We start from the raw sequence: 23,296 nt of genomic DNA, 5'->3' as shown, positions 1-23,296 counted from the left end.
GAGCCTTTCCTTCGGGTTTCGATGTGTGATACTCATAGTAGTTGATATGAAATATTACGCAACCAAGTGGAGGAAGCGCGGATGACCGTCCTCGGAACCCTGCTCCTCGTCGCGCTCGGCGTCGGACTGACGGTGCGTCCCGAGTGGTTGCCGGTGGTCATCGGGGCGGCTGCCGGGCTGCCGTACTCCGCGGGCGTCGTCGTCGGGGGGAACGGCGTGCCGCTGTTCACCGTCGCGGCAGCAGCCAGCGCCTGCGCACTGCTCGGGACGCGTCGACTGGGGACGTCGCACTGGACAGCGAACGCGTTCGCCGTCTTCCTCGCGTGGACGACGGTGATCACCGCGCTGGCTCCGTGGATGTTCGGCGGCATCCGGGTCCTCGTCTCGCGCGGCGGAGTCGATCACCAGGTGGCCGACCCCGGTGTGCTCGCCTACACGGTGAGCAACGGCGCACAGCTCGCCTACCTGCTCCTCGCCGCCTGCTGCGCGCTCTACCTGGTGCGCGTCCGGGGTGCCGTCCTCGCGGTCGGTGTCGCGCTGGTCGTGGGGACGGTGACGACGAGCATCCGGGGCTTCCTCCTGCTGTTCCGAGCGGACGTGACGGCTCCCCTCTTCGACACCCTGCCGAACGTGGCGTACGCCTGGACCACGACGGAGGACCGGTTGCGCGGGGTCTTCAGCGAACCGAGCGAGCTCGCCGCGTTCTCCCTGCCCGCGGTCGCGTTCTTCGTCGTTGCGGCGCTGCGCTCCACCGGGCGGCCCCGGTTCCTCTGGTCCGCGGCGGCAGCCCTCGCGTGCTCCAACCTGCTGCAGGCGTCCTCGGGCACGGCCGTCGTCGCATCCGCCGTCGTGATCGGGTTGGGCATCGTCGTCCTGGCCGTCCGGTACGTCGTCCGCGGTGGCGTCGGCACCCCGTGGCTCGTCATCGGCGTGCTCACTGCGGCCCTGGTCGCCCTGGTCGCCGGTGACCACCTGCTCGCGCCGATCCGGGAACTCGTCGTCGACAAGGTGGACAGCAAGTCGTACGACTCCCGGACGGGCGCGGACACGTTCAGCTGGGGCGTCCTCGCGGACACGCTCGGGATGGGCGCCGGCATCGGCAGCAACCGACCGTCGTCGTTCGGCATGTCCCTGTTGTCCACCGTCGGCATCCCGGGCACCGCGGCGTTCGCGGCACTCGTCACGGGCATCGTCGCGACCGCGATCCGGCGTCCGGGCACGGTCGCGGCGGCCACGGCACTCGTCGCGCTGGTCGTCGCCAAGGTCGTCGGGACGCCCGACTTCTCGACCCCGGTCCTCTGGGTCCTCATCGCGGCCTGCGCGACCCCGACGTGGGTCCCGACCGCCGTCCCCACCCTCCGGCCCACGATTCCCACCCGCCGGCCCACCGTCCCCGCACTGACAGGAACTCGATCGTGATCGCCATCCTCATCGTCTGCGAAGGGAACGTCTGTCGTTCCCCCTACGTCGAACGCGTGCTCCGGGCCCGCCTGGACGCCGTCGCCCCGGGAACGTTCCGGGTGTCCAGCGCAGGGACCGCCGCCGAGCACGGGGCGGCGATGTTCCCGCGCTCGTCCGACGCCGTCCTGCGCCACGGTGCCGATCCCTCCGGCTTCGCGGGGACGCCCCTGACGGCACGCGTGCTCGACGGCCCCGCGCTCGTGCTCACCCTGGAGCGCCAGCACCGTGCCGCGGTGCTCGACATCGCTCCCGCGCTGTTGCGGCGGACGTTCACGCTGCGCGAGTTCGAACGGCTCGTCCGTCCGCTCCTCGGTCAGGACGCCGTCGGCGCGGGGTTCTGGGACGACTTCCCCAGGTTGGTCGCACGTTCCCGACTCGGCACCGCCCCCACCGAGCCGGAGGCGGACGACATCGCCGACCCGGTCCGTGGGGACGACGCCGACCACGCCCGGATGTGCGCGCTGGCCGACGAGGCGATCGACGCCGTCGTCGCCTGTGCCGCACGAGCGACGGAAGGAGCTCGAGATGCGCGGACTGCTCGTGCATGAGTGGATCGAAGCGGTCGGCGGCGCCGAACGTGTCCTCGACGCCATGGCGGACGAGTACCCGGACGCCGATCTCTTCGGCCTCTGGAACGACGCCCCTGGCCGGTACCCCGGCCGGCGGGTGATCGAGAGCGCCCTCGCGCCGACGCCGCTGCGGGGTCGCAAGGCCCTGGCCGTCCCCTTCCTCCCCGCGCTGTGGTCGCACGGGCTGCGCGACCTCGGACCGTACGACTGGGCGCTCGTCAGTTCGCACCTGTTCGCGCACCAGGCCCGTGTGCCCGGTGTCGATCCCGAGCGCCAGTTCACCTACGTGCACACACCGGCGCGGTACCTCTGGAACCCGGAGCTCGATGCCCGCGGCGCGTCCGTCGCCGCACGGGTCGCGGGTCCCGCGCTCCGTGCAGTGGACCGCCGTCGGGGCGGGGCGCTCCGGCACGTCGCGGCCAACAGCCGTTTCGTGCAGCAGCGCATCCGAGCGAGCTGGGACGTCGATGCGGTCGTGATCCACCCGCCCGTCGGGGTCGAACGACTCACCGCTGTCGACGACTGGGCGCAGGTGCTCGACGACCGTGAGCGTGCGCTGCTCGAGTCGCTGCCCGCGGGCTTCCTGCTGGGTGCGTCCCGGTTCGTGCCGTACAAGCGACTCGACGTGGTGATCGAGGCCGGCCGGGCATCTGCGCGGCCGGTGGTGCTCGCCGGTGACGGACCCGACCTCGAACGGCTCCGGGCGCTCGCCGCTGACTCGGACGTCGACGTCCGCATCGTCGTCCGGCCGTCCGACGCGCTCCTGGCGGCACTATTGCAGCGTGCAGCCGTCTACGTGTTCCCACCGGTGGAGGACTTCGGCATCATGCCGGTCGAGGCCATGGCGCTCGGCACGCCGGTCGTCGTGAACGCCGTCGGCGGCGCGTGCGACTCGGTGGAGCCCGGTCGGAGCGGTGTCGTCCTGCACGACTTCGCCCCGTCGACGATCCGGTCGGCCGTCGAGGCGGCTGCGGGACTCGACGGTGCGGACTGCCGAGCGCGGGCCGACACGTTCTCCACCACACGCTTCCGGCGCGAGATCGGCGCGTGGACCGGGATCCCGAGCGCGGTCCGTTCCTGACGCGCCCGGCCAGGAGGCCCGCCAGTCGTCGCCGGGTCGGCCCGCGGCAGGCGCCGCGCACGTGCAGTGCCGCCGTCCCGCGTCAGCGGGCGGCCGCCACCAGGATCGCCTCGAGCTGCGCGACGACGCGGGGGAGATCGAACCGCTTGGCGGTCCGACGGCCGTTGTCGGCGAGCCGGCCACGGGCCTCCTGGCCGTCTGCCAGTCGCACCATGGCGGACGCGAGCGCTGCGACGTCGCCGGGCGGGACGAGGAGGCCGTCCTGATCGTGGGTGATGATCTCGGCGGGGCCACCCGCATCGCTGGCGATCACGGCCCTGCCCAGCGCCATGGCCTCGATGACGACCTGTCCGAACGGCTCCGCGCGTGTGCTGGCGTGGACGACGAAGTCACACGCGGACATCTCGGCGGCGACGTCGTGCTGGTGCCCACGGAAGTCGACGGAGTCCTGCACATCGAGTTCGGACGCGAGCGTGTGGAGCGACCGGGCGAACGCGTCGTCGGCGCCGAACAGCGGTGCGCCCACGAGACGGAGCCGTGCGTCGGGGTCGAGACCGGACGCGCGGGCGGCCGCGAAGGCGCGGAGGGCGACGTCCTGACCCTTCCACGGCGTGAGGCGTCCGACCATGCCGATCGTGCACACCGGAGCGGTGTGCGGCGTTGGTTCCGCCGGGACGGACACGGGGCAGGCGACGACGGTGACGGGCCGGGGCAGGCGACCGAGCGACCGGGCCGTGGTCCGGGAGTTCGCGACCACCGTCCGGGGGAGGACCGCGAACGCGAGCCGGAGCAGCGCTGCGTTGACTCGCGACGACCCATCGGCACCGACGAGGTCGTGTGCGTGGGCGACCACGGGGATCCCGGCCCGCCGCCCGGCGAGTCCACCCCAGATGTGTGCCTTCGCCGAGTGGGTCGTCAGCACGTCGACACCGAGCGCGCGCAGGACGCGGGTGAGTTCGTGGGTGGCGCGGAGTGTGCTGACCGTCTTCGCGAGGAGCCCAGCTCCCGTGGTGGCGGTGTGGTGCCGGACGGTCGCATCGAGGGGAACGACCTGGCAGCGCACCCCGGAGTCGGCGAGGCGTTCCTCGAGCGGGCCGTGTTCGCCGAGGACCACGATCGGTTCGATCCTCGTGCACGAGGCGGTCACCCGGGCGACGAGCAGTTCTGCCCCGGAGAGGGCTGCGGAGTGGCTGAGGAAGGCCACCAGAGGCAACCGATCAGTTGTCATGCATTCAGCATATCAAGTATTGTATAGAACGTGACATACAAATGTCCGCGGGTCCGATGACGCGCCCGACACCTCCCGCTCCAGATCGGAACACACCATGGCCCTGAGCTCCCATCCTCCCGTCCGCCGCTTGCTCGTCACCGGACTGACCGCCGTCGGCATCCTCGCTGCAGTGACCGCGTGCTCCGGCACCGGCGACGACAAGCCGACCCCGAAGCCGAGTGCGAGCGCGACGGCCCAGGCGGACGAGCAGGTCTTCTCGAACCCGCCTGCCGACATCGGGAAGGTCCGGGCCGGGTGCAAGGACGGCAAGGCCGTCGTCGACCAGGCCAACAAGGACGTCACCGTCGGGGACTGCGCGTCGGTGGAGATCACCGCGGGCAACGCGGTCGTGCACCTCGGGAACGTCGAGGAACTCGTCGTCTCCGGTTCCATCAACGACATCGCCGCGAAGCAGGTCGGCTCGGTGCGGGTGACCACCGACGGCAACCGCCTGACCAGTGACAACGAGCCGAAGATCAGCGACGACGGCAAGGACAACGTGTTCCGCACGCGCTGATCGACACACACGCAGAACGACGAATGCCGCCGGCCCCAGGCCGGCGGCATTCGTCGTTCTGTCCCGCTGTTCTCCTCCCGCATCGCGGTTGACGCACGGGAACGGGCGCCCCTCCTGGTGGAGGGGCGCCCGTCGCGTGGTGCTGGTGGTGTTACCGGATGACGTTGATGGTGCGCTGGTCAGCAGGGCCGTTGAGGTTGCCCTTGGTGATCTGCTTGGTGAACAGCGTGTACGCCTGCGGGGTGAGGGTGCGCTCGACGGAGATCGTCCAGGCGCCCTGACCGTTCACCGTCGCGGAGCCCAGGCGGCTCACGGTGCCGTTCAGGACGACCTTGGCGCCGGGGGCACCGGTCCCCGTGAAGACGACCTGGTCGCCTCGGAGGGTCCCACCGTTGCCGGGGGTCTCGATGACGAGGTCCGCGGGCGTGCCGTAGTCGAGCGTCGCCGTCTTGGGCGCCGAGACCGTGCCGTTGACCGTCTGGGTGACGGTGAAGGTGCGGACGCCGGCGACCGTGGCGGGGATCGTGACGGAGTACTTCCCGTCGACGGCCTTGACGCTCTCGATGATCGTCGTGCCTTCGCGGACGATGACGTCCGCCCCGGTCTGGGCGTTGCCCGAGACGACGGCGTTCTGCTCGACGTCACGGTCGAAGACCCCGTTGGCCGTCAGCGCCGTGATCTGCTCGTTGCGGACGGTGACGGTGATGTTGACGCGCTGGGTGAGGCCGCCCTTGCTGGTCTGGAGTGCGTGGAGGTCGTAGACCGCCGGGTTGAGCTGGCGGGTGACGTCCACGGTCCAGGCGCCGTCGGTGATCTTGGTGTCACCGACGGAGGAGCTGTTGCCGCGCATGTCGAGCTTGGCGCCGGTGGCTCCGGTGCCGGTGAAGCGGATGGAGCCGTTGGTGACGGTGGCGCCGTTGGCCGGGGTCTGGATGACCGGGGCTGCGGGGTTGCCGTAGTCGAGGGAGCGGTCGAGTGGTGCGGAGACCTGGCCTCGGACGGTCTGGGTGACGGTGAAGTCGTTGACGCCGAAGTGGGCCTTGTTCGCGGGGATCGTGATCGTGTAGCGGCCGTTGGTGGCGATGGCGGTGCCGATGGTGTCGCCGTTGCTGTCCTTCACGGTGACGGTTGCGCCGGGGTTGGCGGAGCCGGTGATCGTCGCGGGCAGGTTCTCGTCCGTGGTGTTGAACGCGGCGGTCGCGGTCAGCGGAGCAACCGGCGCCTCGTTGCGGACGGTGACGGTGATGTTGACGCGCTGGGTGAGGCCGCCCTTGCTGGTCTGGAGTGCGTGGAGGTCGTAGACCGCCGGGTTGAGCTGGCGGGTGACGTCCACGGTCCAGGCGCCGTCGGTGATCTTGGTGTCACCGACGGAGGAGCTGTTGCCGCGCATGTCGAGCTTGGCGCCGGTGGCTCCGGTGCCGGTGAAGCGGATGGAGCCGTTGGTGACGGTGGCGCCGTTGGCCGGGGTCTGGATGACCGGGGCTGCGGGGTTGCCGTAGTCGAGGGAGCGGTCGAGTGGTGCGGAGACCTGGCCTCGGACGGTCTGGGTGACGGTGAAGTCGTTGACGCCGAAGTGGGCCTTGTTCGCGGGGATCGTGATCGTGTAGCGGCCGTTGGTGGCGATGGCGGTGCCGATGGTGTCGCCGTTGCTGTCCTTCACGGTGACGGTTGCGCCGGGGTTGGCGGAGCCGGTGATCGTCGCGGGCAGGTTCTCGTCCGTGGTGTTGAACGCGGCGGTCGCGGTCAGCGGAGCAACCGGCGCCTCGTCGGTGATCGTGATCGTGATCGGGACCTGCGTCGTGAGTCCGCCCTTGGTGGTCTGCACGGCGCGCAGGTTGTAGACGTTGTTCGACAGGTCGATCGTCACCGGTGCGTTCCAGACACCGTCGGTGACGGTACCGGTCGCGATGGCTCGGACGGAACCGCGGACGTCGATGCGGGCGCCCTCGTCACCGGTACCGGTGAAGGTCAGGCCGTCCTTCTGGACCGTCGAGCCGTTCGCCGGGCTGGTGATGCGGATCGGTGCCGGCATGCCGTAGTCGAGCGAGACGTCCTTCTCGGGCGAGGTCGTGTCGTTCTTCGTCTGGGTCACGGTGAAGTCGTTGACGCCGGTGTGGGCGAACGACGGCGGGACCGGGATCGAGTACTTCCCGTCGACTGCCTCGGTGCGGCCGACCTCGTTGCCGAGGCTGTCCTTGACGATCACGGTCGCGCCCGTGGTGGCGTCGCCGGAGATCGTCGCGGGCTTGGTGACGTCGTCATCGAACGCGCCGACCGCGGTCAGCTCGGTCGTGAGCGGGTTCGTCGCGACCGTGAAGGAGACCTTCTCGGTGCTCGGTGCCCCGGTGAGCGGGGTCTGGATCACGTCGAACTCGTAGGAGCCGTCTGCGAGGTCCGCGGTCGCGGGGACGCTCCAGGCGCCGTCCTTCACGACGGTGGTCGCGATGAGGTTGTCGTCGGCGTCGCGGATCTCGATCGTGGCACCCTCGTCGCCGGTACCCGAGAACACCGGGCGCTTGGAGTCGACCGTGGAGCCGTCGGCCGGCGTGGTGACGACGAGCGCGTCCGGTGCGGGAACCTCGGCGGCTTCGACCGTGGCCTGCGTGGTGCTGGTGGTGTTGAACGCTCCCTCGGTGGCGGTACCGCTGAGCACGGTGCGCATCGGGAAGGTGCCGGCCTCGGCGTCCTCGGGCGTGTTCACGTCGATGTTCCAGCGCATCAGGGACGCGTCGGGAAGGTTCCAGGTCGTGGTGGTCGTCGCGAAGTCGTAGGTGTACTTCGTGCCGTCCGCGGAACGGACCCCGTTGGTCAGGGTCATGGCCGAGTTCGTCCAGGCGTCGTCACCCGGCTTCTTGAACGAACCCTCGATCGTGCTCTGGTCCGCGGCGAAGGTGGTGCCCTCGGGAGCGGTGAACTCGACCTTGCCCTGCGGGCGGCTGATCGAACCGTTCGTCTTGAAAAGGGATTCCACCGAGGTGACCTCGCCACGTTCGAGCGTGACTGCGGTGCCGGCCTGGCCAGAGATCGCGGCGTCGTTGATCACGACGTCGAGGTCCTTCGAGTCGTGCTCCTCGCCTTCGATCTCCTGCACCACGTGGAGTGCGTTCGTGCCGCGCTCGAGGCCGTCGACCGTGATGCTCCACGCACCGGTCTCGGCGTCGGCCTCGGTGCTCTCGTCGCCGATCGTGATCGTCGCGCCCGGAGTTGCGGTACCCGAGATCACGGCGGACTTGCCTGCGTGGTCGATCGAAGCGATGTCGGCCACGAGGTCGACGACGTTGGTCTCGATGGTGGTGGTCGTCGTGCCCTCAGCCAGGAAGTCGCCCTTGCTGCTGGTGCCCGGCATGGAGAACTCCATTGCGTCGGAACCGGCGGGAGCGTCCTCGTCAGCGGTCACGCCGACCATGAAGCGGTACTGCTCGTCTGCGGGGTGGTTCGCGGCCCACTCGGCATCGAACGTGATGGTCTTGCCGTCATTCGACCGCGAACCGTCGGTCAGCGGGACGGACGTGGTGTTCGCCCAGTCGTCCTCTCCGACGTCACGCATCTGGCCCTGGACCGTGGCCTGCTGGTCGAACGTGGTGCCTTCGGGTGCGTCGAGCGTGACCGTGCCGTCGGTGTTCGTGCGCGCCTCGCGGTTCTCGACCACGAACGGCACCGGGGTGCTCTCGCCGCGCTCGAGCTCGATCGGGCCCTGGTCGACACCGACGAGCGTGCCGCCCTCGACGATCGTCGCGGTGACAGTCTTCTCGTCGACCCGCGCGTTGTTGAAGCGCTGCGTCGCGGTGAGGGAGTTCGCCCCGACTGAGAGCCCTTCGACGGTCATCGACCAGTTGCCGCTCGAGTTGACGTCGACGGTCTTGTTGCCGATCGTCACCGTGCCGTTCGGCGTTGCCGTACCCGACACCTCAGCGGTCCTCGCGATGTTGTTCACCTTCGTCACCTGCGCGGTCATGGCTCGGGTGCTCGGGAAAATCTCATCGTACGTCGCGAGTTCGTAACCTGTCTGGCCTTTCCCAAGCCATGCTGGCTCATTCGAGTACGGCCAGATACCGATCCGGGAAGAACCCTCCCAGAGGGTGCCGCCACTGAGGTTGATCTGCACCGCGTTGCCGCAAGATCCAACGGTGTAGTCGTGGGTGAAGCCCGACGGTGCCGGGACAATGCACGAGGATCCGATCTTGAGCTCGCCAGTACCCGTAGTGAATGTTGCAGTCGCAGCAGCCGCTTTCGCGGCGGCGAGCGATGAATGGGCTGTGGCGCTGAGATTGGATCCGACAGCCCACCAGGTCGAGTTAGATCTGGACTTCATCACGAACTTGCCGGAGGCGGTGGCCTGGGTCGAGATCGACCGGGGCTCGGGCGAAGCGATCGCCGTTGCTGCACCGAATGACAGGCCGGACACGATGGTGGCAGCGGCCAGCCCGGCCGCACCCATGGACTTGAGGGCAGTCGATGCCCTCTTCTTGTGAGACATGTGCATCTTTCAGGACAGGCCGCGCGACGGCGGCTGTGCGGGAAGGGGCACGCCCGTGGACAGACTCCAACGGCGCATGTGTATTCAGAATATCACGTGAAATACCAACATACGAACGTGCTACCTCGCGGGCGTCCCGGCTGGGAGTTGAGTGGGATTGGCGCAGGTCTGTGCTCCCTGAAGTTGACTCCAGGTGACTCAGGAGTAGGGTTGAGTCCATCGGACGCAAGTCCAACGACTTACCCCCAAGCAAGAGGAGCAACACATGGGACGTGCAGTAGGCATCGACCTCGGAACCACCAACTCCGTCGTCTCCGTTCTCGAAGGTGGCGAGCCCACCGTCATCGCCAATGCCGAGGGCATGCGCACCACGCCGTCGATCGTGGCGTTCACGAAGGACGGCGAGGTCCTGGTCGGCGAGACCGCCAAGCGCCAGGCCGTGACGAACGTCGACCGCACCATCGCGTCGGTCAAGCGTCACGTCGGCACCGACTGGACCACCGAGATCGACGGCAAGAAGTACACGCCGCAGGAGATCTCGGCCCGCACCCTCGGCAAGCTCAAGCGCGACGCCGAGCAGTACCTCGGCGAAGACGTCACGGACGCGGTCATCACCGTTCCGGCGTACTTCAACGACGCCGAGCGTCAGGCCACGAAGGACGCCGGTGAGATCGCCGGCCTCAACGTCCTCCGCATCATCAACGAGCCGACCGCGGCCGCACTGGCCTACGGCCTCGACAAGGGCAAGGAAGACGAGCTCATCCTGGTCTTCGACCTCGGTGGTGGCACGTTCGACGTCTCCCTGCTCGAGGTGGGCAAGGACGACGACTTCTCGACGATCCAGGTCCGCGCGACCTCCGGTGACAACCGCCTCGGTGGCGACGACTGGGACCAGCGCATCGTCGACTACCTGGTCAAGAAGTTCAAGGACGAGCACGGCGTCGACCTGTCCACGGACAAGATCGCCAAGCAGCGCCTGAAGGAAGCGGCTGAGCAGGCCAAGAAGGAGCTGTCGTCGCAGATGTCGGCGAACATCCAGCTCCCGTACCTGACGCTCACCGCCGAGGGCCCGCTGAACCTGGACGAGACCATCTCGCGCGCACAGTTCGAGCAGATGACCTCCGACCTGCTCGACCGCACCAAGAAGCCGTTCAACGACGTCATCAAGGAAGCCGGTGTCTCGGTCAACGACATCGCGCACGTGGTGCTCGTCGGTGGCTCGACCCGTATGCCCGCCGTGGCCGAGGTCGTCAAGTCGCTGACCGGTGGCAAGTCCCCGAACCAGGGCGTCAACCCGGACGAGGTCGTCGCCGTCGGTGCCGCGCTGCAGGCCGGTGTGCTGAAGGGCGAGCGCAAGGACGTCCTGCTCATCGACGTCACGCCGCTGTCGCTCGGCATCGAGACCAAGGGCGGCCTGATGACGAAGCTCATCGACCGCAACACCGCGATCCCGACCAAGCGGAGCGAGACCTTCACGACCGCTGACGACAACCAGCCGTCGGTCGCCATCCAGGTCTTCCAGGGCGAGCGCGAGTTCACCCGGGACAACAAGCCGCTCGGCACCTTCGAGCTCACCGGCATCGCCCCGGCTCCCCGTGGTGTGCCGCAGGTCGAGGTCACCTTCGACATCGACGCCAACGGCATCGTGCACGTGTCCGCCAAGGACAAGGGCACCGGCAAGGAGCAGTCGATGGTCATCTCCGGCGGCTCGTCGCTGCCGAAGGAGGACATCGAGCGCATGGTCCGCGAAGCCGAGGAGCACGCCGCCGAGGACAAGGCACGTCGCGAGGCCAACGAGCGTCGCAACCAGGCCGAGCAGCTCGTCTACTCGATCGAGAAGCTCATCAAGGAGAACGACGAGAAGCTCCCCGCGGACGTCAAGTCCGAGGTGCAGGCCGATGTCGACGCGCTCAAGTCCGCTCTTGCGGGCGAGGACGACGACGCCGTGAAGACCGCCTTCGACAAGCTCAACGAGTCGCAGGGCAAGCTCGGCCAGGCCATCTACAGCCAGCAGGACGCAGCAGCCGGCGCCGCCGGTGGCGAGCAGCCCGCGGGTGAGCAGCCGGCCGACGACGAGGACATCGTCGACGCCGAGGTCGTGGACGACGAGGACGACAAGGACAAGAAGTAACGATGACGGATCCCAAGGACAACGCGCCCCACGAGGACGAGCCCCAGGTCGAGGGCGACGCCACGAACGCGGCCGAGCCCGAGGACCTCATCGAGGCGGAGGGGCCCGACGTCGAAGTACCGACGGACGGCCCCGCCGCCGGGGGCCCGGCGGCCGAAGCAGCGAACGACCTCTCCCCGGAGGACGAAGCGCTGCTCGCCGACGCAGCCCGCGGCATCGCCGAGGACAAGCTCAGCACCGAGGACCGTGACCTCGTCGCCGAGATGCGTGCGGACATGCTCCGTGCGCAGGCCGAGCTGGTGAACTTCCGGAAGCGCGTCGAGCGTGACCGGGAGGCCAACCGCGAGGTCGCCATCGCCGAAGTGGTGCGGGCCCTGCTGCCGGCGCTCGACGACCTCACCCGGGCCGAGGCCCACGGTGACCTCGCCGAGGGGCCGATGCAGGTCATCGGCCAGAAGATCCGCGGGGGCTTCGAGAAGTTCAAGCTCGTGCAGATCGGCGAGAAGGGCGAGGCGTTCGACCCGAACATCCACGAGGCGATCGTCCAGCTCCCCACCCCGGGCGCCACCGGACAGACCGTCGCGGACGTCGTCGAGCCGGGCTACAAGCTCGGTGAGCGCGTTCTCCGCGCGGCCAAGGTCGCGGTGGCGGTCCCGGCCTGAGCCGGGTCCCCACGGTGACGACAGAAGAAGGCAGGTGATCCATGGCCAGTCAGGATTGGTTCGACAAGGACTTCTACAAGGTCCTCGGCGTGTCCAAGGACGCCTCCGACGCCGAGCTGAAGAAGACGTACCGGAAGCTCGCGCGGCAGTTCCACCCGGACTCCAACCCGGGTGACGCCGCCGCCGAGAACCGCTTCAAGGAGATCAGCGAGGCGTACTCGGTGCTCTCCGACAAGGAGCAGCGCCAGGAGTACGACCAGGTCCGCGCCATGGGCTCCGGCGCCCGCTTCACAGCGGGCGGCGGGGGCCAGGGCGGCTTCGAGGACGTCTTCGGCGGGATGTTCGGGCAGCAGGGCGGCGGCGGACAGCGTGTCCGCTTCGGCCAGGGTGGCCCCGGCGGTGCCGGTGGATTCGAGGACATCCTCGGCGGGATGTTCGGCGGAGGTGGCGGCTTCGGCCAGACCTCCGGCGGCTACCGCGGTTTCGGCGGGCCGACGAAGGGCCGCGACGTCACGGCGTCGACGACCCTCGACTTCACCACGGCGATCGCCGGTGACACCGTCAAGCTGTCGCAGGGCAACGGCCGACCGGTGAACGTCCGCATCCCCGCGGGCGTCGCCGACGGTCAGAAGATCCGTCTGCGCGGCCGCGGCGAGCCCTCGCCCGATGGCGGAGAGGCCGGTGACCTCGTGGTCGCCGTGTCGGTGCGGAAGCACCCGGTGTTCGAGCGCGACGGGCTCAACCTGCGCGTGGACGTCCCCGTGACGTTCACCGAGGCAGCGCTCGGCGCGACGATCGAGGTCCCGACGCTCGGCGGTTCGCCCGTGAAGCTCAAGGTCGCCCCCGGCACGCCGTCGGGTCGCGTCCTGCGCGTCAAGGGCCGCGGCGTCACGACGAAGAACGGCACGGGCGACCTGCTCGCGACCGTCCAGGTCGCGGTGCCGTCGCACCTGTCGGACAAGCAGCGCGAGGCCGTCGAGGCACTTGCGGCTGCGCTGCCCGACGAGAACCCCCGCGAGGACCTCCTCGCCAAGGCGCGCGACTAGCGTCGCGCACGCAATGCAGTAGACCCGGCCTGGAGGAACGGCGCGGCTTCCTGACGGACGCTCGCCGTTCCTCCAGGCTGGTTTCCACCCCACGCGGACGACGGAAAGGAACGCGCCATGACCGACATGGACGAGAACTCGCCCGTCTTCGCGATCGCGGTCGCTGCGGAGCTCGCCGAGATGCACCCGCAGACGCTGCGGCAGTACGACCGGCTCGGCCTGGTCGTGCCGGGTCGCACCCGGGGTGGGTCGCGGCGGTACTCGATGCGCGATGTCGTGCAGTTGCGCGAGATCGCGCGACTCGGCTCCGAGGGGGTGTCGCTGGAGGGGATCCGGCGGGTGCTCGACCTGGAGAACGAGAACAAGGCGCTGCGCGACCGGGTGCGCGAACTCGAGTCGGCGTTGGCCGACCAGCTCATCAACCGGCCCGGTGCGCGGGTCTTCGCCGCCACCGCGAGTGGTGCGGCGATCTCGCTCAAGGCGGGGTCGCGGCCGCAGCGGAACACGCAGATCGTCCTGTACCGCGGACCGCGCTGACGGGGATCGACAGGCGAACGCCCCCGGTGACCGAGTGGTCACCGGGGGCGTTCTGTGTGGGCTGTGTGGCTTACTTGACGGTGAAGCGGACGGGGAGCTCGCTGGTGGCGTTGCCGGGCGTGGTCTGCTTCGCGGTGAGGGCGTAGCTGCCACGGCCGAGGTCGATGTTCGACGCCACGCTCCACTTGCCGTCGGCGTTGACCTCGGCGGTCGCGACGACGCGGGAGGTGCCGCGGATCTCGATCGTCGAGCCGGCCTGGCCGGTGCCGGTGAAGGTGGGGCGGGGTCCGGTGGTGGTGCCGTTCATCCCGGGGGACGTGACCGTCAACGGCGCTGCCGTGGCGGTGACGGAGAAGCGGACGGGGGCTTCGCTGGTGGCGTTGCCGGTGGTGGTCTGCTTCGCGGTGAGGGCGTAGCTGCCGCGGCCGAGGTCGATGCTCGACGTGGCGCTCCACTTGCCGTCGGCGTTGACCTCGGCGGTCCCGACGACGCGGGAGGTGCCGCGGATCTCGATCGTGGACCCGGCCTGGCCCGTGCCGGTGAAGGTGGGGCGGGGGCCGGAGGCGGTGCCGTTCATCCCGGGGGACGTGACCACGAGCGGTGCGACGGCGTCGTCTTCGGTGGTGAAGGCGATGTTGCGCATTACCGAGGAGCGTCCGTCGGCGGTGGTCTGCGTGAACGTGACCTCGTACCCGTCCTTGCTGGTCAGGTCGGCGGTGGCGTCCCAGGTGCCCACGCCCGACCGTGCGCCGTCTGCCTTCGTCTCGAAGAGTCGCTGGCCGCGCTGGTCGGTCGCGGTGATCGTCGCGCCGGCCTCGGCGGTGCCGGCGAACGCCCGCTTGCCCGGCGTGTAGTCGTTCTCGTCCGCGAGGCCCTCGACCCGCAGGAGGCGGGGAAGCGCAACGCGCTCCGATGTCCCGCTGAAGTCGCGGCCGTTGAAGACCAGGTTGACCATGTCGAGCTGCTTGCCGGTCGCGGCGGCGGCGATCGTGTAGCTCCACACCGCATCGGCGCGGGTGGTGTGCCCGACGACGCGGTCTCCGTCGAGGATCCAGAGCCCAGGAGCGTCATCGCGCTCCCCGACCACCTGGACGCGCCCGTCCGGGTAGACGAACACGGACCGGAGGGACGGTGCGGCGGCAGTCGGGTCGATCGGCAGCTGCTCGAGCGCGACGGGCACGCGGGCCGAGGAGGTGCCGTCGGCAGTGCGTCCGACGACGTAGACCGTGGAGCCGACGCGGTCCTGCGGGAGCCGAGCGGAGTAGCCGGTCTCGCCGAGGCTGGCGTCGGCGATGGTGGAGCCGGCTTCGTCCTGCACGACGACCGAGTCGACGTCCTCAGCGACGGAACCCGCCACGACGAACGACCCGTCGAGGACGCGCCCCTTCTGCACGACCGTCGGCGCCTGCGGCGCCTCCGATGCCGCCGGCGAGAACCGCACGTCGCGGAGCTCGTTCTTCCGACCGTCGGTCGTCGTCTGCGTGAGGGTGATCACGTGGTCGGAGTCGGCGAGGTCGGCATCGGCGTTCCAGGTGCCGGTCCCGTTGCGTGCCCCGCTGACCTCGGTCGTGAACAGGGTGGCGCCCGAGGTGGTGTCCTTCGCGACGATCGTGGCACCGGCGGTCGCACTGCCGGCGAAGTGGGTGGTGCCGGGCGTGAACGTGTTCTGCTGCTGCAGTCCGTCGATCTTGATGGTGCGGGGGATTGGGGTGCGCTCGCCGCGGGTCTGGGTGCCGTCGGCGGCGGTGTGGACGCGGATCGCTTCGAGCGGTTCGTCCTTGTGGCGGTCCTGCACGACGAGGAAGAAGATGCCGGTGGTGCTCCGGTCGTACACCTGGTTGCCGCTGACGAGCCAGACGTCGTCGCCACCACCGGCTCGTCCGCCGACGATGCGGGATGACCACGGGGTGCTCCAGTCGATGGAGAAGCGCAGTGCCTCCAGCGAGGGATCGACGGGGATGGAATCGAAGTCCGGAAGAGTCTCCTGCACGGTGGAGTCCGACGACGAGGCGGCTGCGGGAGTGGCGGTGGCAGCGGTGGCGGCCGCGGGCGTCAGCAAGCCGAAGCCGAGGGAAGCGGTGAGGACGCCGCAGACGACCGCGGCGCTCCGGAACGATGTGGATGCCATTGAGGGCTCCTTCTGGTGGGGGGACTCCCAGTGTATTGACATGTGAAATACACAGGCTGTTGATATCGCGAGTGCAATCACCATGCGCTTCGCCGCGGGCTGTCGCCGGGTACGCTGACGCGGTGCCAGACTTCGCCGACCTCTTCCGCCGACGCGACGACGACGCGCCCGACCTCATCGCGATCGACGGCACCGACCGCTTCCTGCTCGACGAAGCACCGCACGTGCACGGCGACGCACTCCGGCAGCCGGGCGAGGTCGCGGTCGTCGACGACCGGTACGGGGTGCTGACGCTCGGCCTCATCACGCAGTACGGCGCGAGCGACATCCGGGTCGTGCAGGACTCCCTGGTGGGGGAGCGGGCGCTCGAGGCCAACGCCGGCACCTTCGGACTCCGTGGGTTCCACCACCCCGACTCGTTCGAGGCTGCGTTCCGCGACGTCCGGCTGGTCGTGCTGCGGCTGTCGAAGTCGCACGACCGACTGGACGAGATCGCCCGCGCCGTCGCCCGCTTCGCCGCGCCCGACGTCGTGTTGCTCTGCGGCGGCAACGTCAAGTACATGAACCTGTCGCAGAACGACGTGCTGCGCCGGTCGTTCGGCGACGTCACTGCCTCGCGTGGCCGGGGCAAGTCGCGGCTGCTCATCGCGCAGGACCCGCTCCGCGCCCAGGCCACCCGTGCCGCGACCACGAACCCCTGGCCCCGGTCGGTGCACGTCGACGACCTCGGCATGACCCTGGTCGCGCACGGTGGCGTGTTCGCGGGGACGTCGCTCGACCAGGGCACGCGGGTGCTCCTCGACGCGATGGACCGAGCGGTCCCCACCGCGCGCACGGTCGTGGACCTGGGGAGTGGCAACGGCGTGATCGCAGCGGCGACCGCGCTGCGCCGACCGAACGTCCGCGTGGTCGCCACCGACGTGTCGCGGATCGCGGTGGAGTCGACGCGCGCGACGGCGGAGGCCAACGGGGTCGCCGACCGGGTGACGGTGCTGCGGACCGACGCGGGCGACGAGCTCGCCGAGGGGTCCGCGCAGCTGGTGCTGTGCAACCCGCCGTTCCACGCGGACACGGCGGTGACCACGGACACCGCCGAGGCGATGTTCCGGAACGCGGCCACGATCCTCCAGGCCGGCGGTGAACTGTGGTGCGTCTGGAACACGCACCTGCGCTACCGGCCGGTCCTCTCGCGCCTGGCCGGGCCGACCCGCGAGGTCGTCAGGACCCCGAAGTTCACCGTGACGGCCTCGGTCGCGACGAACCGCTGACGGCCACGGACGGCGAGAGCCGCCCGGGCTGACCCGGACGGCTCTCGCGACGTGCTGCTGTGCTGGGATCGATCAGGCCGGCACGTAGTCGAACGTGTCGGGGTCGGGACCCGTGCGGTGGCCCTTGTCGAGGCCGGTGATGTCCGTCATGTCCTCGTCCGAGAGCTCGAAGTCGAAGATCGCGAAGTTCTCCTCGACGCGGGCGCGCGTGACGGACTTCGGGAACACGATGTCGCCGCGCTGGATGTGCCAACGGAGGACGACCTGCGCCGGGGACTTGCCGACCGACGAGGCGATGCGGGTGATGGTCTCGTCGTCGAGCACGAGGCCCTGCGCGATCGGGGACCACGCCTCGGTCGCGATGCCGTGCTCGCGGTTGTAGGCACGGAGTTCGTCCTGCGCCAGGTACGGGTGCACCTCGATCTGGTTCACGGCCGGGGTGATGGTCGTCTCGGCGGCGAGGCGGTTGAGGTGGTTGGTCTGGAAGTTCGAGACACCGATCGACCGGGCGGTACCGGCGGCGTAGAGCTCCTCGAAGGCCTTCCACGTCGGCACGAAGTCCGAGACGGTGGGCAGGGGCCAGTGGATGAGGAAGAGGTCGGTGTAGCCGCCGAGCAGCTCGGCCGACTTCTTGCCGTTCTCCAGCGCAGCCTCGGGGTCGTGGAAGCCGTTGTTGAGCTTCGAGGTGACGAAGATCTCCTCACGCGGGATGCCGGACGCAGCGATCGCCTCACCGACCTCCTTCTCGTTGCCGTACATCTCGGCGGTGTCGATGTGGCGGTAGCCGACCTCGAGCGCAGCCAGCGTGGCGGCCTTCGTCTCGGAGGGGTCGATCTGGAAGACGCCGAAGCCGAGCTGCGGGATGGTCTTGCCGTCGTTCAGGGTGATGTTCGGAACGGTCATGGACCCATGCAACCAAACGCCCCTCAGCGCGCATTCCGCCGACACCCAGGAACGGCGAGCCCGGGCGCGCCGCTCGGGCTGCGCCGCGCGGGCTGCGCAGCTCAGGAGAGCGCAGCCGTGATGTACGCCTGCAGTGCCTGCCCGTACGCGATCGCGGGCACCTCGGACGCGAAGCTGCGGTCGACGCCCCCGATCGTCGCCGTCACCGTGAAGACCAGGCGCCCGCCGACCGGCACCCGGGTCAGCCCGATGAACGACGGCCCGAGCAGGTCGCGCAGCTGGTCCTCGCGGGGCAGCCAGAGCGACTCCGACGCGGTGACCGAGTCGAGGGCCCACTCCGTGGTGCCGTTGAAGCCGAGGATCGTGCCGGTGGGGGAGTCGTGCCGTTCGACGGTCATCTCGGACACCGTGTAGACGTCGTCGTCGATGCCGGGCTTGTCGATCACGAACCGGTCCCCGGTCTCGGGGTGCCAGCGGAGGCCGGCGTCACGGAGGGACCTGGCGAGTTCGACGGTGATCACGTTCCCACCTTGCCCGCGCGACCCGCCCCTGTCACCACCTAGGTTGCCGAAAGCATCCCGTACTAGCATCGCCGAGCACCCCTCGCGCGAGCGCACCCCGTTCGCGCGCGCGGCGTGACGACGCCCGGGCAACCGGTGCCGCGCCTCCAGGCCGTGGGACCGGTCGTGGGCCGGGCCGCCGGCCGGCGTCCCCGACCGAGGCTGACGGACACCCTGCCGCCGAAGAGAAGGACCCGCATGACCCTCGAACGCGAGGAACTCCGCGACCACTGGACCGTGACGATGGCCGGAGGAACCGGTGCGCCGGACGGCGTCGTGGGCCGCACCATCCCGGCGACGGTGCCGGGCCAGGTCCACACCGACCTGGAGTGGGAGGGCCTGCTGCCGGACCCGACGTTCCACCTGAACGAGCAGGCCGCCAAGTGGGTCGGCCGCGCCGACTGGGCCTACCGCCGCACGGTCGACGTCGACCCGCGCGGACACGAGCGCGTCGACCTGGTCTGCGACGGCCTGGACACCGTCGCGGAGCTCAGCCTGGACGGCGTCGTCGTGGGCACGACCCGCAACATGCACCGCCGCTACCGGTTCGACGCCCGGGTGCAGACGGGGTCCGGTGGCACCACGAAGGACCTCGAGATCCTGTTCGAGTCGCCGTACCGCGAGGCCGGCCGGGTGGCCGCGAAGGCCGGCAGCATGCCGGGCCCGTACGACGAACCGTTCCCGTACATCCGCAAGATGGCGTCGAACTTCGGCTGGGACTGGGGCCTGACCGCGGTCACGAGCGGCCCCTGGCGGCCGGTCGCGATCGAGCGCTGGTCGACCGCGCGCCTGCGCGAGGTGCGTCCACTCGTCGACGTCGAGGCCGGTGAGGGCGTGCTCGACGCCCACATCACCGTCGAGCGTTCGGGGATGAACGACCTGGACCAGGACGGCGAGGACGACGACCTGGTGCTCGTCGTCACCGTGAGCGGCGAGACCGAGGACGGCGCCACCACGCGTCAGCGCTCCCGCGCGCAGCTGACCCCGAAGGACGACGAGACGGTCGTCACCGTGCGCGTTCCCGAGGCACGACGCTGGTGGCCGCGCGGCTACGGCGCGCAGCCGCAGTACGACGTCGTGGTCGAGCTGCAGACCGTCGACGGCGAGGTGCTCGACCGCGACACGTTCCGCACCGGCTTCCGGTCGACCCGGATCGAGACCCAGGTGGACGGCATCGGTCGCCCCTTCGCGGTGCACGTCAACGGCACCCTCGTCGACGTCCGTGGCGTCAACTGGATCCCCGACGACGTCATCGTCTCGCGCGTGGACCGCGCCCGGCTCGAGTCCCGGCTGGGTGCCGCGGCGTCGCTCGGCACGAACCTCGTGCGCGTCTGGGGCGGCGGCGTGTACGAATCGCGCGACTTCTACGAGGTCTGCGACGAATTCGGGCTGCTCGTCTGGCAGGACTTCCCGTTCGCCTGCTCCGCCTACCCGGAGGTCGAGCCGATCCGCAGCGAGGTCATCGCCGAGGCGCGGGACAACGTCGCCCGGCTCGCCCGCCATCCTTCGCTGGTGGTCTGGAACGGCAACAACGAGAACATCTGGCTGCACGACGCCGACGGCTGGGGTGCCGAGCTGGGCGATCGGGGCTGGGGCCTCGACTACTACCTCGACCTGTTGCCGACCATCGTCGACGCCGTCGACCCGTCGCGCTTCTACACGGTCGCGTCGCCGTGGTCCGGTTCCGAGTCGCTGCCCGCGAACGAGGTCGACCACGAGACGCACCACTCCTGGGACGTCTGGAACCGGCTGCCCGACACCGCCTACCGCGAGTCGGTGCCGCGCTTCGTGTCCGAGTTCGGCTGGCAGGCGCCGCCCGCTTGGCGCACGCTGCGCGATGCGGTCACGGACGCGCCGCTGCGGGTCGACTCGCCCGGTGTGGTCCACCACCAGAAGGCGGCGGACGGGATGGCCAAGCTGGCCCGCGGGCTGGAGCCGCGCTTCGGCGGGGTCGACCCGGCAGCGTTCGACGCCTGGCACTACCTGACGCAGCTGCAGCAGGCACGGGCGATCGCGACCGGCATCGAGCACTGGCGCACGCACTGGCCGCGGAACACCGGCGTGGTGGTGTGGCAGCTGAACGACCTGTGGCCGGTGTCGTCGTGGTCCGCGATCGACTCGGCGGGGCGGCTGAAGCCGCTGGCGCACGAGCTGCGCCGCCTGTACGACGACGTGCTGCTGACGATCCGTCCGGTGTCGTCGGTGTCGGTGGCGCCTGGGGCGGCCGACGCGTCCGGTGCGGTCGTTCCGACCAGCGCGTCGGGTGCGTCGGGTGCGGAGCGGACGGGAGGCCCGGATCACCCGGGTGCGTCGCCTGCGGCCGGCGAGACGGCCGATCTGGGTGCGCTCGCGGACACGCTCTCGCTGGGCGTCTCGCCCGGCGCCTTCGGGTCCTCGCCCGTCGAGGTGGCCGTCCGGTCGACCCGCACCGGGCACGACAGCGTCGTCCGGGTCCGCCGGATCACCACGGCCGGCACGATCCTGGCCGAGGTGTCGCTGCCGGTCCGGTTGTCCGGCGCCGGCGTCGCGGTGGTGTCGCTGCCCGAGTCGGTGGGCGTCGTCGACGACCCGGCGAACGAGCTCATCGTCGCGGACATGGACTGGCGCCGTGCGGTCTGGACCCCCGGCCCCGACGCTGCGATGCGCTGGGAGCCGGCGCGCTACCGGACCGCGTTCGCGGTGGTCGACGGCGGCGTGGACCTGACCGTCGAGGCTGACTCGCTCGTCCGCGACCTGCTCGTGCAGCCGGACCGTGTGGCGGCCGGCGGCACGGTCGACCGCGGGTTCATGACGCTGCTGCCCGGCGAACGGGTGGTGTTCCGGCTGCGCGGGGTGACCGAGGCCGACGTCCCCGCGCTCCGGGAGGCGCCCGTGCTCTGGAGTCTGGACCGCGCGCTCGACCGTTGATATGCAGAACGACACGGTGATATATTTGACGGTGCGCCGCTCGATGTCGTGACCTGAGCGACTCCGGCGTCCGATCGATCTCCTCGTCGATCGGTCGACAGGAGGCCCCAGATGTCGTTCGCGATGCGCCCACCCACCGGAGCGGTCCCCACCGTGCTCCACTCGACCGTGCTCCACCCGACCGCGCTGAACTCGACGGTGCCGACGTCCGCCGGGCCGGTCGGTGCCACGGCGTCACTCCGGACGGTCGCTCCGGCGGGGGCGCGCCGGGGGTTCGTCCCCGCGGTGGCGTTGCTCGACCTCGCGCTGCTGCTCACCGCGTTCGCCATCGCCCACGTCGTGCGGTTCCCCTGGGAGCTCGCATCCGTCCGACCACGCTCGGGCTGGTTCGAGTTCGTGGTGGCCCCCGCCATCGTCGTGGTCTGGATGCTCCTGCTCTCGGTGTTCCGCACCCGCGACCCCCGGATCGCGGGCATCGGCGGCGAGGAGTACCGCCGCCTCGTCACCGCGAGCCTCGTCGCCATCGCCGGGGTCGCGGTCGTCGCGTACGCGGCGCAGCTCGACCTGGCCCGCGGGTACGTCGCGATCGCGTTCCCGCTGGGGCTCGCGTTCCTGACACTCGGCCGCAAGGGTGTCCGCACAGTGCTCGCCCGGAGTCGCGCCCGGGGCGAGCACCTGCAGGACGTCCTGATCGTCGGCGACGCCGAGGACGTCCGGTACGTGGGTGCGCGGATCGCCGCTGCGCCGAGTGCCGGCTACCGCGTGCGGGCCGTCGTCACGGACTGCGCTCCGGCCGGGGCCCGTGTCGACCTGGGGGCGGCAACGGCTCCGGTCGTCGGGGGCATCGATGACGTGCTCGCGCACGCCCGGGCCGAGGGCGTCTCCGCCGTCGTCGTCGCGGGTGCCGTCCGTGGTGGGCACGCCCGCCTCCGTCGCCTCGGGTGGCAGCTCGAGGAACACGGCGTCGAGCTCGTGGTGTCCTCCCCCCTGGCCGACATCGCCGCCGGGCGGGTGCACGAGCGCCCGGTCGACGGGCTGCCGCTCATGCACGTCGAGACCCCCGACTACCGCCGCCGGATGGGCAAGCGGGCGCTCGACGTCGTCGGCGCCGTGCTCGGCCTGGCGTTGCTCTCCCCGGTCCTGGCCGCGGTCGCGCTGGCGGTCCGCGCTGACGACGGCGGGCCGGTGTTCTTCCGGCAGGTCCGCGTCGGTCGCGGTGGCGCGGAGTTCCCGATCCTGAAGTTCCGGACGATGTGCGTCGACGCCGAGGCGCGCATGGCTGCTCTGCAGTCCGAGAACCAGGGCGCCGGTCCGCTGTTCAAGATGCAGGACGACCCGCGGGTGACCCGGGTCGGTGCCTTCCTGCGACGGACCTCGCTCGACGAACTGCCGCAGCTGTGGAACGTGCTCACCGGGTCGATGAGCCTGGTCGGCCCCCGACCGGCCCTGCCCCGCGAGGTCGCGCTGTACGAGGACTTCGCCGACCGCCGACTCCTCGTGACCCCGGGGATCACCGGCTTGTGGCAGGTCAGCGGCCGATCGGACCTCGACTGGGCCGAAGGGGTGCGGCTCGACCTGCACTACGTCGAGAACTGGTCGTTCCTGCACGACCTGGTGATCCTCGCCCGCACCGTCCCGTCGGTGCTGCGGTCCCGCGGCGCGTACTGAGCGCTGCGCTTCCCTGGACGAACGGTGTCCGTTCCGGGGGCCGGCCTGGGCTTCCAGGGGCGGGGGAGTTACGATGGAGGCACACGGACTTCCGCCGCGTGGGTCGACGAC

17 protein-coding genes are annotated in these 23,296 nt (G+C 70.2%); 12 read left to right on the top strand and 5 right to left on the bottom strand.

Features of this window, described 5'->3' with window-relative positions; genetic code table 11:
• Nucleotides 1-81 precede the first annotated feature (81 nt).
• The 3 genes from BOSE127_RS11550 to BOSE127_RS11540 are packed head-to-tail and all read left to right on the top strand — an operon-like array spanning nucleotide 82 to nucleotide 3,111.
• Nucleotides 82-1,419, top strand: coding sequence for a hypothetical protein (locus BOSE127_RS11550; protein ID WP_159557260.1), 1,338 nt, complete (start codon nucleotides 82-84; stop codon nucleotides 1,417-1,419).
• Nucleotides 1,416-2,009, top strand: a complete 594-nt coding sequence (locus tag BOSE127_RS11545; RefSeq protein WP_017886384.1) for an arsenate reductase/protein-tyrosine-phosphatase family protein — start codon at nucleotides 1,416-1,418, stop codon at nucleotides 2,007-2,009. Before BOSE127_RS11550 ends, BOSE127_RS11545 begins: the two co-directional genes overlap by 4 nt.
• Nucleotides 1,987-3,111: a glycosyltransferase gene (locus tag BOSE127_RS11540; RefSeq protein ID WP_031259360.1), complete on the top strand. Its 1,125-nt coding sequence runs from the start codon at nucleotides 1,987-1,989 to the stop codon at nucleotides 3,109-3,111. The genes BOSE127_RS11545 and BOSE127_RS11540 overlap by 23 nt, the downstream gene beginning before the upstream one ends.
• An 82-nt stretch (nucleotides 3,112-3,193) precedes the next feature.
• Here BOSE127_RS11540 and BOSE127_RS11535 read toward each other — a convergent pair whose 3' ends face one another.
• Nucleotides 3,194-4,339, bottom strand: a complete 1,146-nt coding sequence (locus BOSE127_RS11535; RefSeq protein ID WP_159557258.1) for a glycosyltransferase — start codon at nucleotides 4,337-4,339, stop codon at nucleotides 3,194-3,196.
• A gap of 97 nt (nucleotides 4,340-4,436) precedes the next feature.
• On the opposite strand from BOSE127_RS11535, the gene BOSE127_RS11530 reads away from it, so the two are divergent.
• Nucleotides 4,437-4,898, top strand: coding sequence for a DUF3060 domain-containing protein (locus BOSE127_RS11530; RefSeq protein ID WP_156155317.1), 462 nt, complete (start codon nucleotides 4,437-4,439; stop codon nucleotides 4,896-4,898).
• Nucleotides 4,899-5,049: 151 nt separating this feature from the next.
• Here BOSE127_RS11530 and BOSE127_RS11525 read toward each other — a convergent pair whose 3' ends face one another.
• Nucleotides 5,050-8,853: an Ig-like domain-containing protein gene (locus BOSE127_RS11525; RefSeq protein ID WP_159557256.1), complete on the bottom strand. Its 3,804-nt coding sequence runs from the start codon at nucleotides 8,851-8,853 to the stop codon at nucleotides 5,050-5,052.
• 226 nt (nucleotides 8,854-9,079) lie between these two features.
• Between BOSE127_RS11525 and BOSE127_RS11520 the strand changes: the two genes are divergently transcribed.
• The 5 genes from BOSE127_RS11520 (at nucleotide 9,080) to BOSE127_RS11500 (ending at nucleotide 13,751) form a co-directional block, all read left to right on the top strand.
• Nucleotides 9,080-9,370: a hypothetical protein gene (locus BOSE127_RS11520; RefSeq protein ID WP_139179641.1), complete on the top strand. Its 291-nt coding sequence runs from the start codon at nucleotides 9,080-9,082 to the stop codon at nucleotides 9,368-9,370.
• A 270-nt stretch (nucleotides 9,371-9,640) separates the two neighbouring features.
• Nucleotides 9,641-11,506 carry a molecular chaperone DnaK gene (gene dnaK, locus BOSE127_RS11515; RefSeq protein ID WP_017886379.1) on the top strand — a complete coding sequence of 622 codons (1,866 nt, stop codon included), beginning with the start codon at nucleotides 9,641-9,643 and terminating at the stop codon, nucleotides 11,504-11,506.
• A 2-nt stretch (nucleotides 11,507-11,508) separates the two neighbouring features.
• Nucleotides 11,509-12,168, top strand: coding sequence for a nucleotide exchange factor GrpE (locus tag BOSE127_RS11510; RefSeq protein ID WP_017886378.1), 660 nt, complete (start codon nucleotides 11,509-11,511; stop codon nucleotides 12,166-12,168).
• A gap of 41 nt (nucleotides 12,169-12,209) precedes the next feature.
• On the top strand, nucleotides 12,210-13,214 hold the full coding sequence (locus BOSE127_RS11505; protein WP_017886377.1) for a DnaJ C-terminal domain-containing protein: 1,005 nt from the start codon (nucleotides 12,210-12,212) through the stop codon (nucleotides 13,212-13,214).
• 126 nt (nucleotides 13,215-13,340) lie between these two features.
• A complete protein-coding gene (locus BOSE127_RS11500) occupies nucleotides 13,341-13,751 on the top strand; it encodes a heat shock protein transcriptional repressor HspR (protein WP_027464889.1) in 411 nt (136 codons plus the stop codon).
• Between the two features lie 70 nt (nucleotides 13,752-13,821).
• On the opposite strand, the gene BOSE127_RS11495 is transcribed toward BOSE127_RS11500, so the two are convergent.
• Complete coding sequence (locus BOSE127_RS11495) at nucleotides 13,822-15,879, bottom strand: Ig-like domain-containing protein (RefSeq protein ID WP_017886375.1); 2,058 nt, start codon at nucleotides 15,877-15,879, stop codon at nucleotides 13,822-13,824.
• Nucleotides 15,880-16,001: 122 nt separating this feature from the next.
• Between BOSE127_RS11495 and BOSE127_RS11490 the strand changes: the two genes are divergently transcribed.
• Entirely contained in the window at nucleotides 16,002-17,147 is a 1,146-nt protein-coding gene (locus BOSE127_RS11490) for a class I SAM-dependent methyltransferase (protein ID WP_236559537.1), read from the top strand.
• 72 nt (nucleotides 17,148-17,219) lie between these two features.
• Here the strand turns inward: BOSE127_RS11490 and BOSE127_RS11485 are convergent, their stop codons facing one another.
• The gene (locus BOSE127_RS11485; protein WP_017886373.1) at nucleotides 17,220-18,050 is read right to left on the bottom strand and encodes an aldo/keto reductase; all 831 of its coding nucleotides are present in this window, start codon (nucleotides 18,048-18,050) and stop codon (nucleotides 17,220-17,222) included.
• A 101-nt stretch (nucleotides 18,051-18,151) separates the two neighbouring features.
• Nucleotides 18,152-18,571: a hypothetical protein gene (locus BOSE127_RS11480; RefSeq protein WP_042538705.1), complete on the bottom strand. Its 420-nt coding sequence runs from the start codon at nucleotides 18,569-18,571 to the stop codon at nucleotides 18,152-18,154.
• A 237-nt stretch (nucleotides 18,572-18,808) separates the two neighbouring features.
• On the opposite strand from BOSE127_RS11480, the gene BOSE127_RS11475 reads away from it, so the two are divergent.
• On the top strand, nucleotides 18,809-21,517 hold the full coding sequence (locus BOSE127_RS11475; protein ID WP_159557252.1) for a glycoside hydrolase family 2 protein: 2,709 nt from the start codon (nucleotides 18,809-18,811) through the stop codon (nucleotides 21,515-21,517).
• Nucleotides 21,518-21,628: 111 nt separating this feature from the next.
• Nucleotides 21,629-23,185: a sugar transferase gene (locus BOSE127_RS11470; RefSeq protein ID WP_017886370.1), complete on the top strand. Its 1,557-nt coding sequence runs from the start codon at nucleotides 21,629-21,631 to the stop codon at nucleotides 23,183-23,185.
• The last annotated feature ends 111 nt before the right edge of the window (nucleotides 23,186-23,296 follow it).

Origin of the sequence: Curtobacterium sp. 8I-2 (assembly GCF_902506155.1) — a bacterium.
Lineage (GTDB): Bacteria > Actinomycetota > Actinomycetes > Actinomycetales > Microbacteriaceae > Curtobacterium > Curtobacterium poinsettiae.
The sequence above is the reverse complement of the archived record's forward strand: the minus strand, read 5'-3'. Positions and strand labels throughout refer to the sequence as shown.

Coding starts and splice junctions, on each gene's coding strand:
- BOSE127_RS11475 (WP_159557252.1), top strand. CDS start 18,809: ATGACCCTCGAACGCGAGGAACTCCGCGACCACTGGACCGTGACGATG.
- BOSE127_RS11505 (WP_017886377.1), top strand. CDS start 12,210: ATGGCCAGTCAGGATTGGTTCGACAAGGACTTCTACAAGGTCCTCGGC.
- BOSE127_RS11510 (WP_017886378.1), top strand. CDS start 11,509: ATGACGGATCCCAAGGACAACGCGCCCCACGAGGACGAGCCCCAGGTC.
- BOSE127_RS11540 (WP_031259360.1), top strand. CDS start 1,987: ATGCGCGGACTGCTCGTGCATGAGTGGATCGAAGCGGTCGGCGGCGCC.
- dnaK (WP_017886379.1), top strand. CDS start 9,641: ATGGGACGTGCAGTAGGCATCGACCTCGGAACCACCAACTCCGTCGTC.
- BOSE127_RS11525 (WP_159557256.1), bottom strand. CDS start 8,853: ATGACCGCGCAGGTGACGAAGGTGAACAACATCGCGAGGACCGCTGAG.
- BOSE127_RS11495 (WP_017886375.1), bottom strand. CDS start 15,879: ATGGCATCCACATCGTTCCGGAGCGCCGCGGTCGTCTGCGGCGTCCTC.
- BOSE127_RS11550 (WP_159557260.1), top strand. CDS start 82: ATGACCGTCCTCGGAACCCTGCTCCTCGTCGCGCTCGGCGTCGGACTG.
- BOSE127_RS11500 (WP_027464889.1), top strand. CDS start 13,341: ATGGACGAGAACTCGCCCGTCTTCGCGATCGCGGTCGCTGCGGAGCTC.
- BOSE127_RS11485 (WP_017886373.1), bottom strand. CDS start 18,050: ATGACCGTTCCGAACATCACCCTGAACGACGGCAAGACCATCCCGCAG.
- BOSE127_RS11530 (WP_156155317.1), top strand. CDS start 4,437: ATGGCCCTGAGCTCCCATCCTCCCGTCCGCCGCTTGCTCGTCACCGGA.
- BOSE127_RS11535 (WP_159557258.1), bottom strand. CDS start 4,339: ATGACAACTGATCGGTTGCCTCTGGTGGCCTTCCTCAGCCACTCCGCA.
- BOSE127_RS11470 (WP_017886370.1), top strand. CDS start 21,629: ATGTCGTTCGCGATGCGCCCACCCACCGGAGCGGTCCCCACCGTGCTC.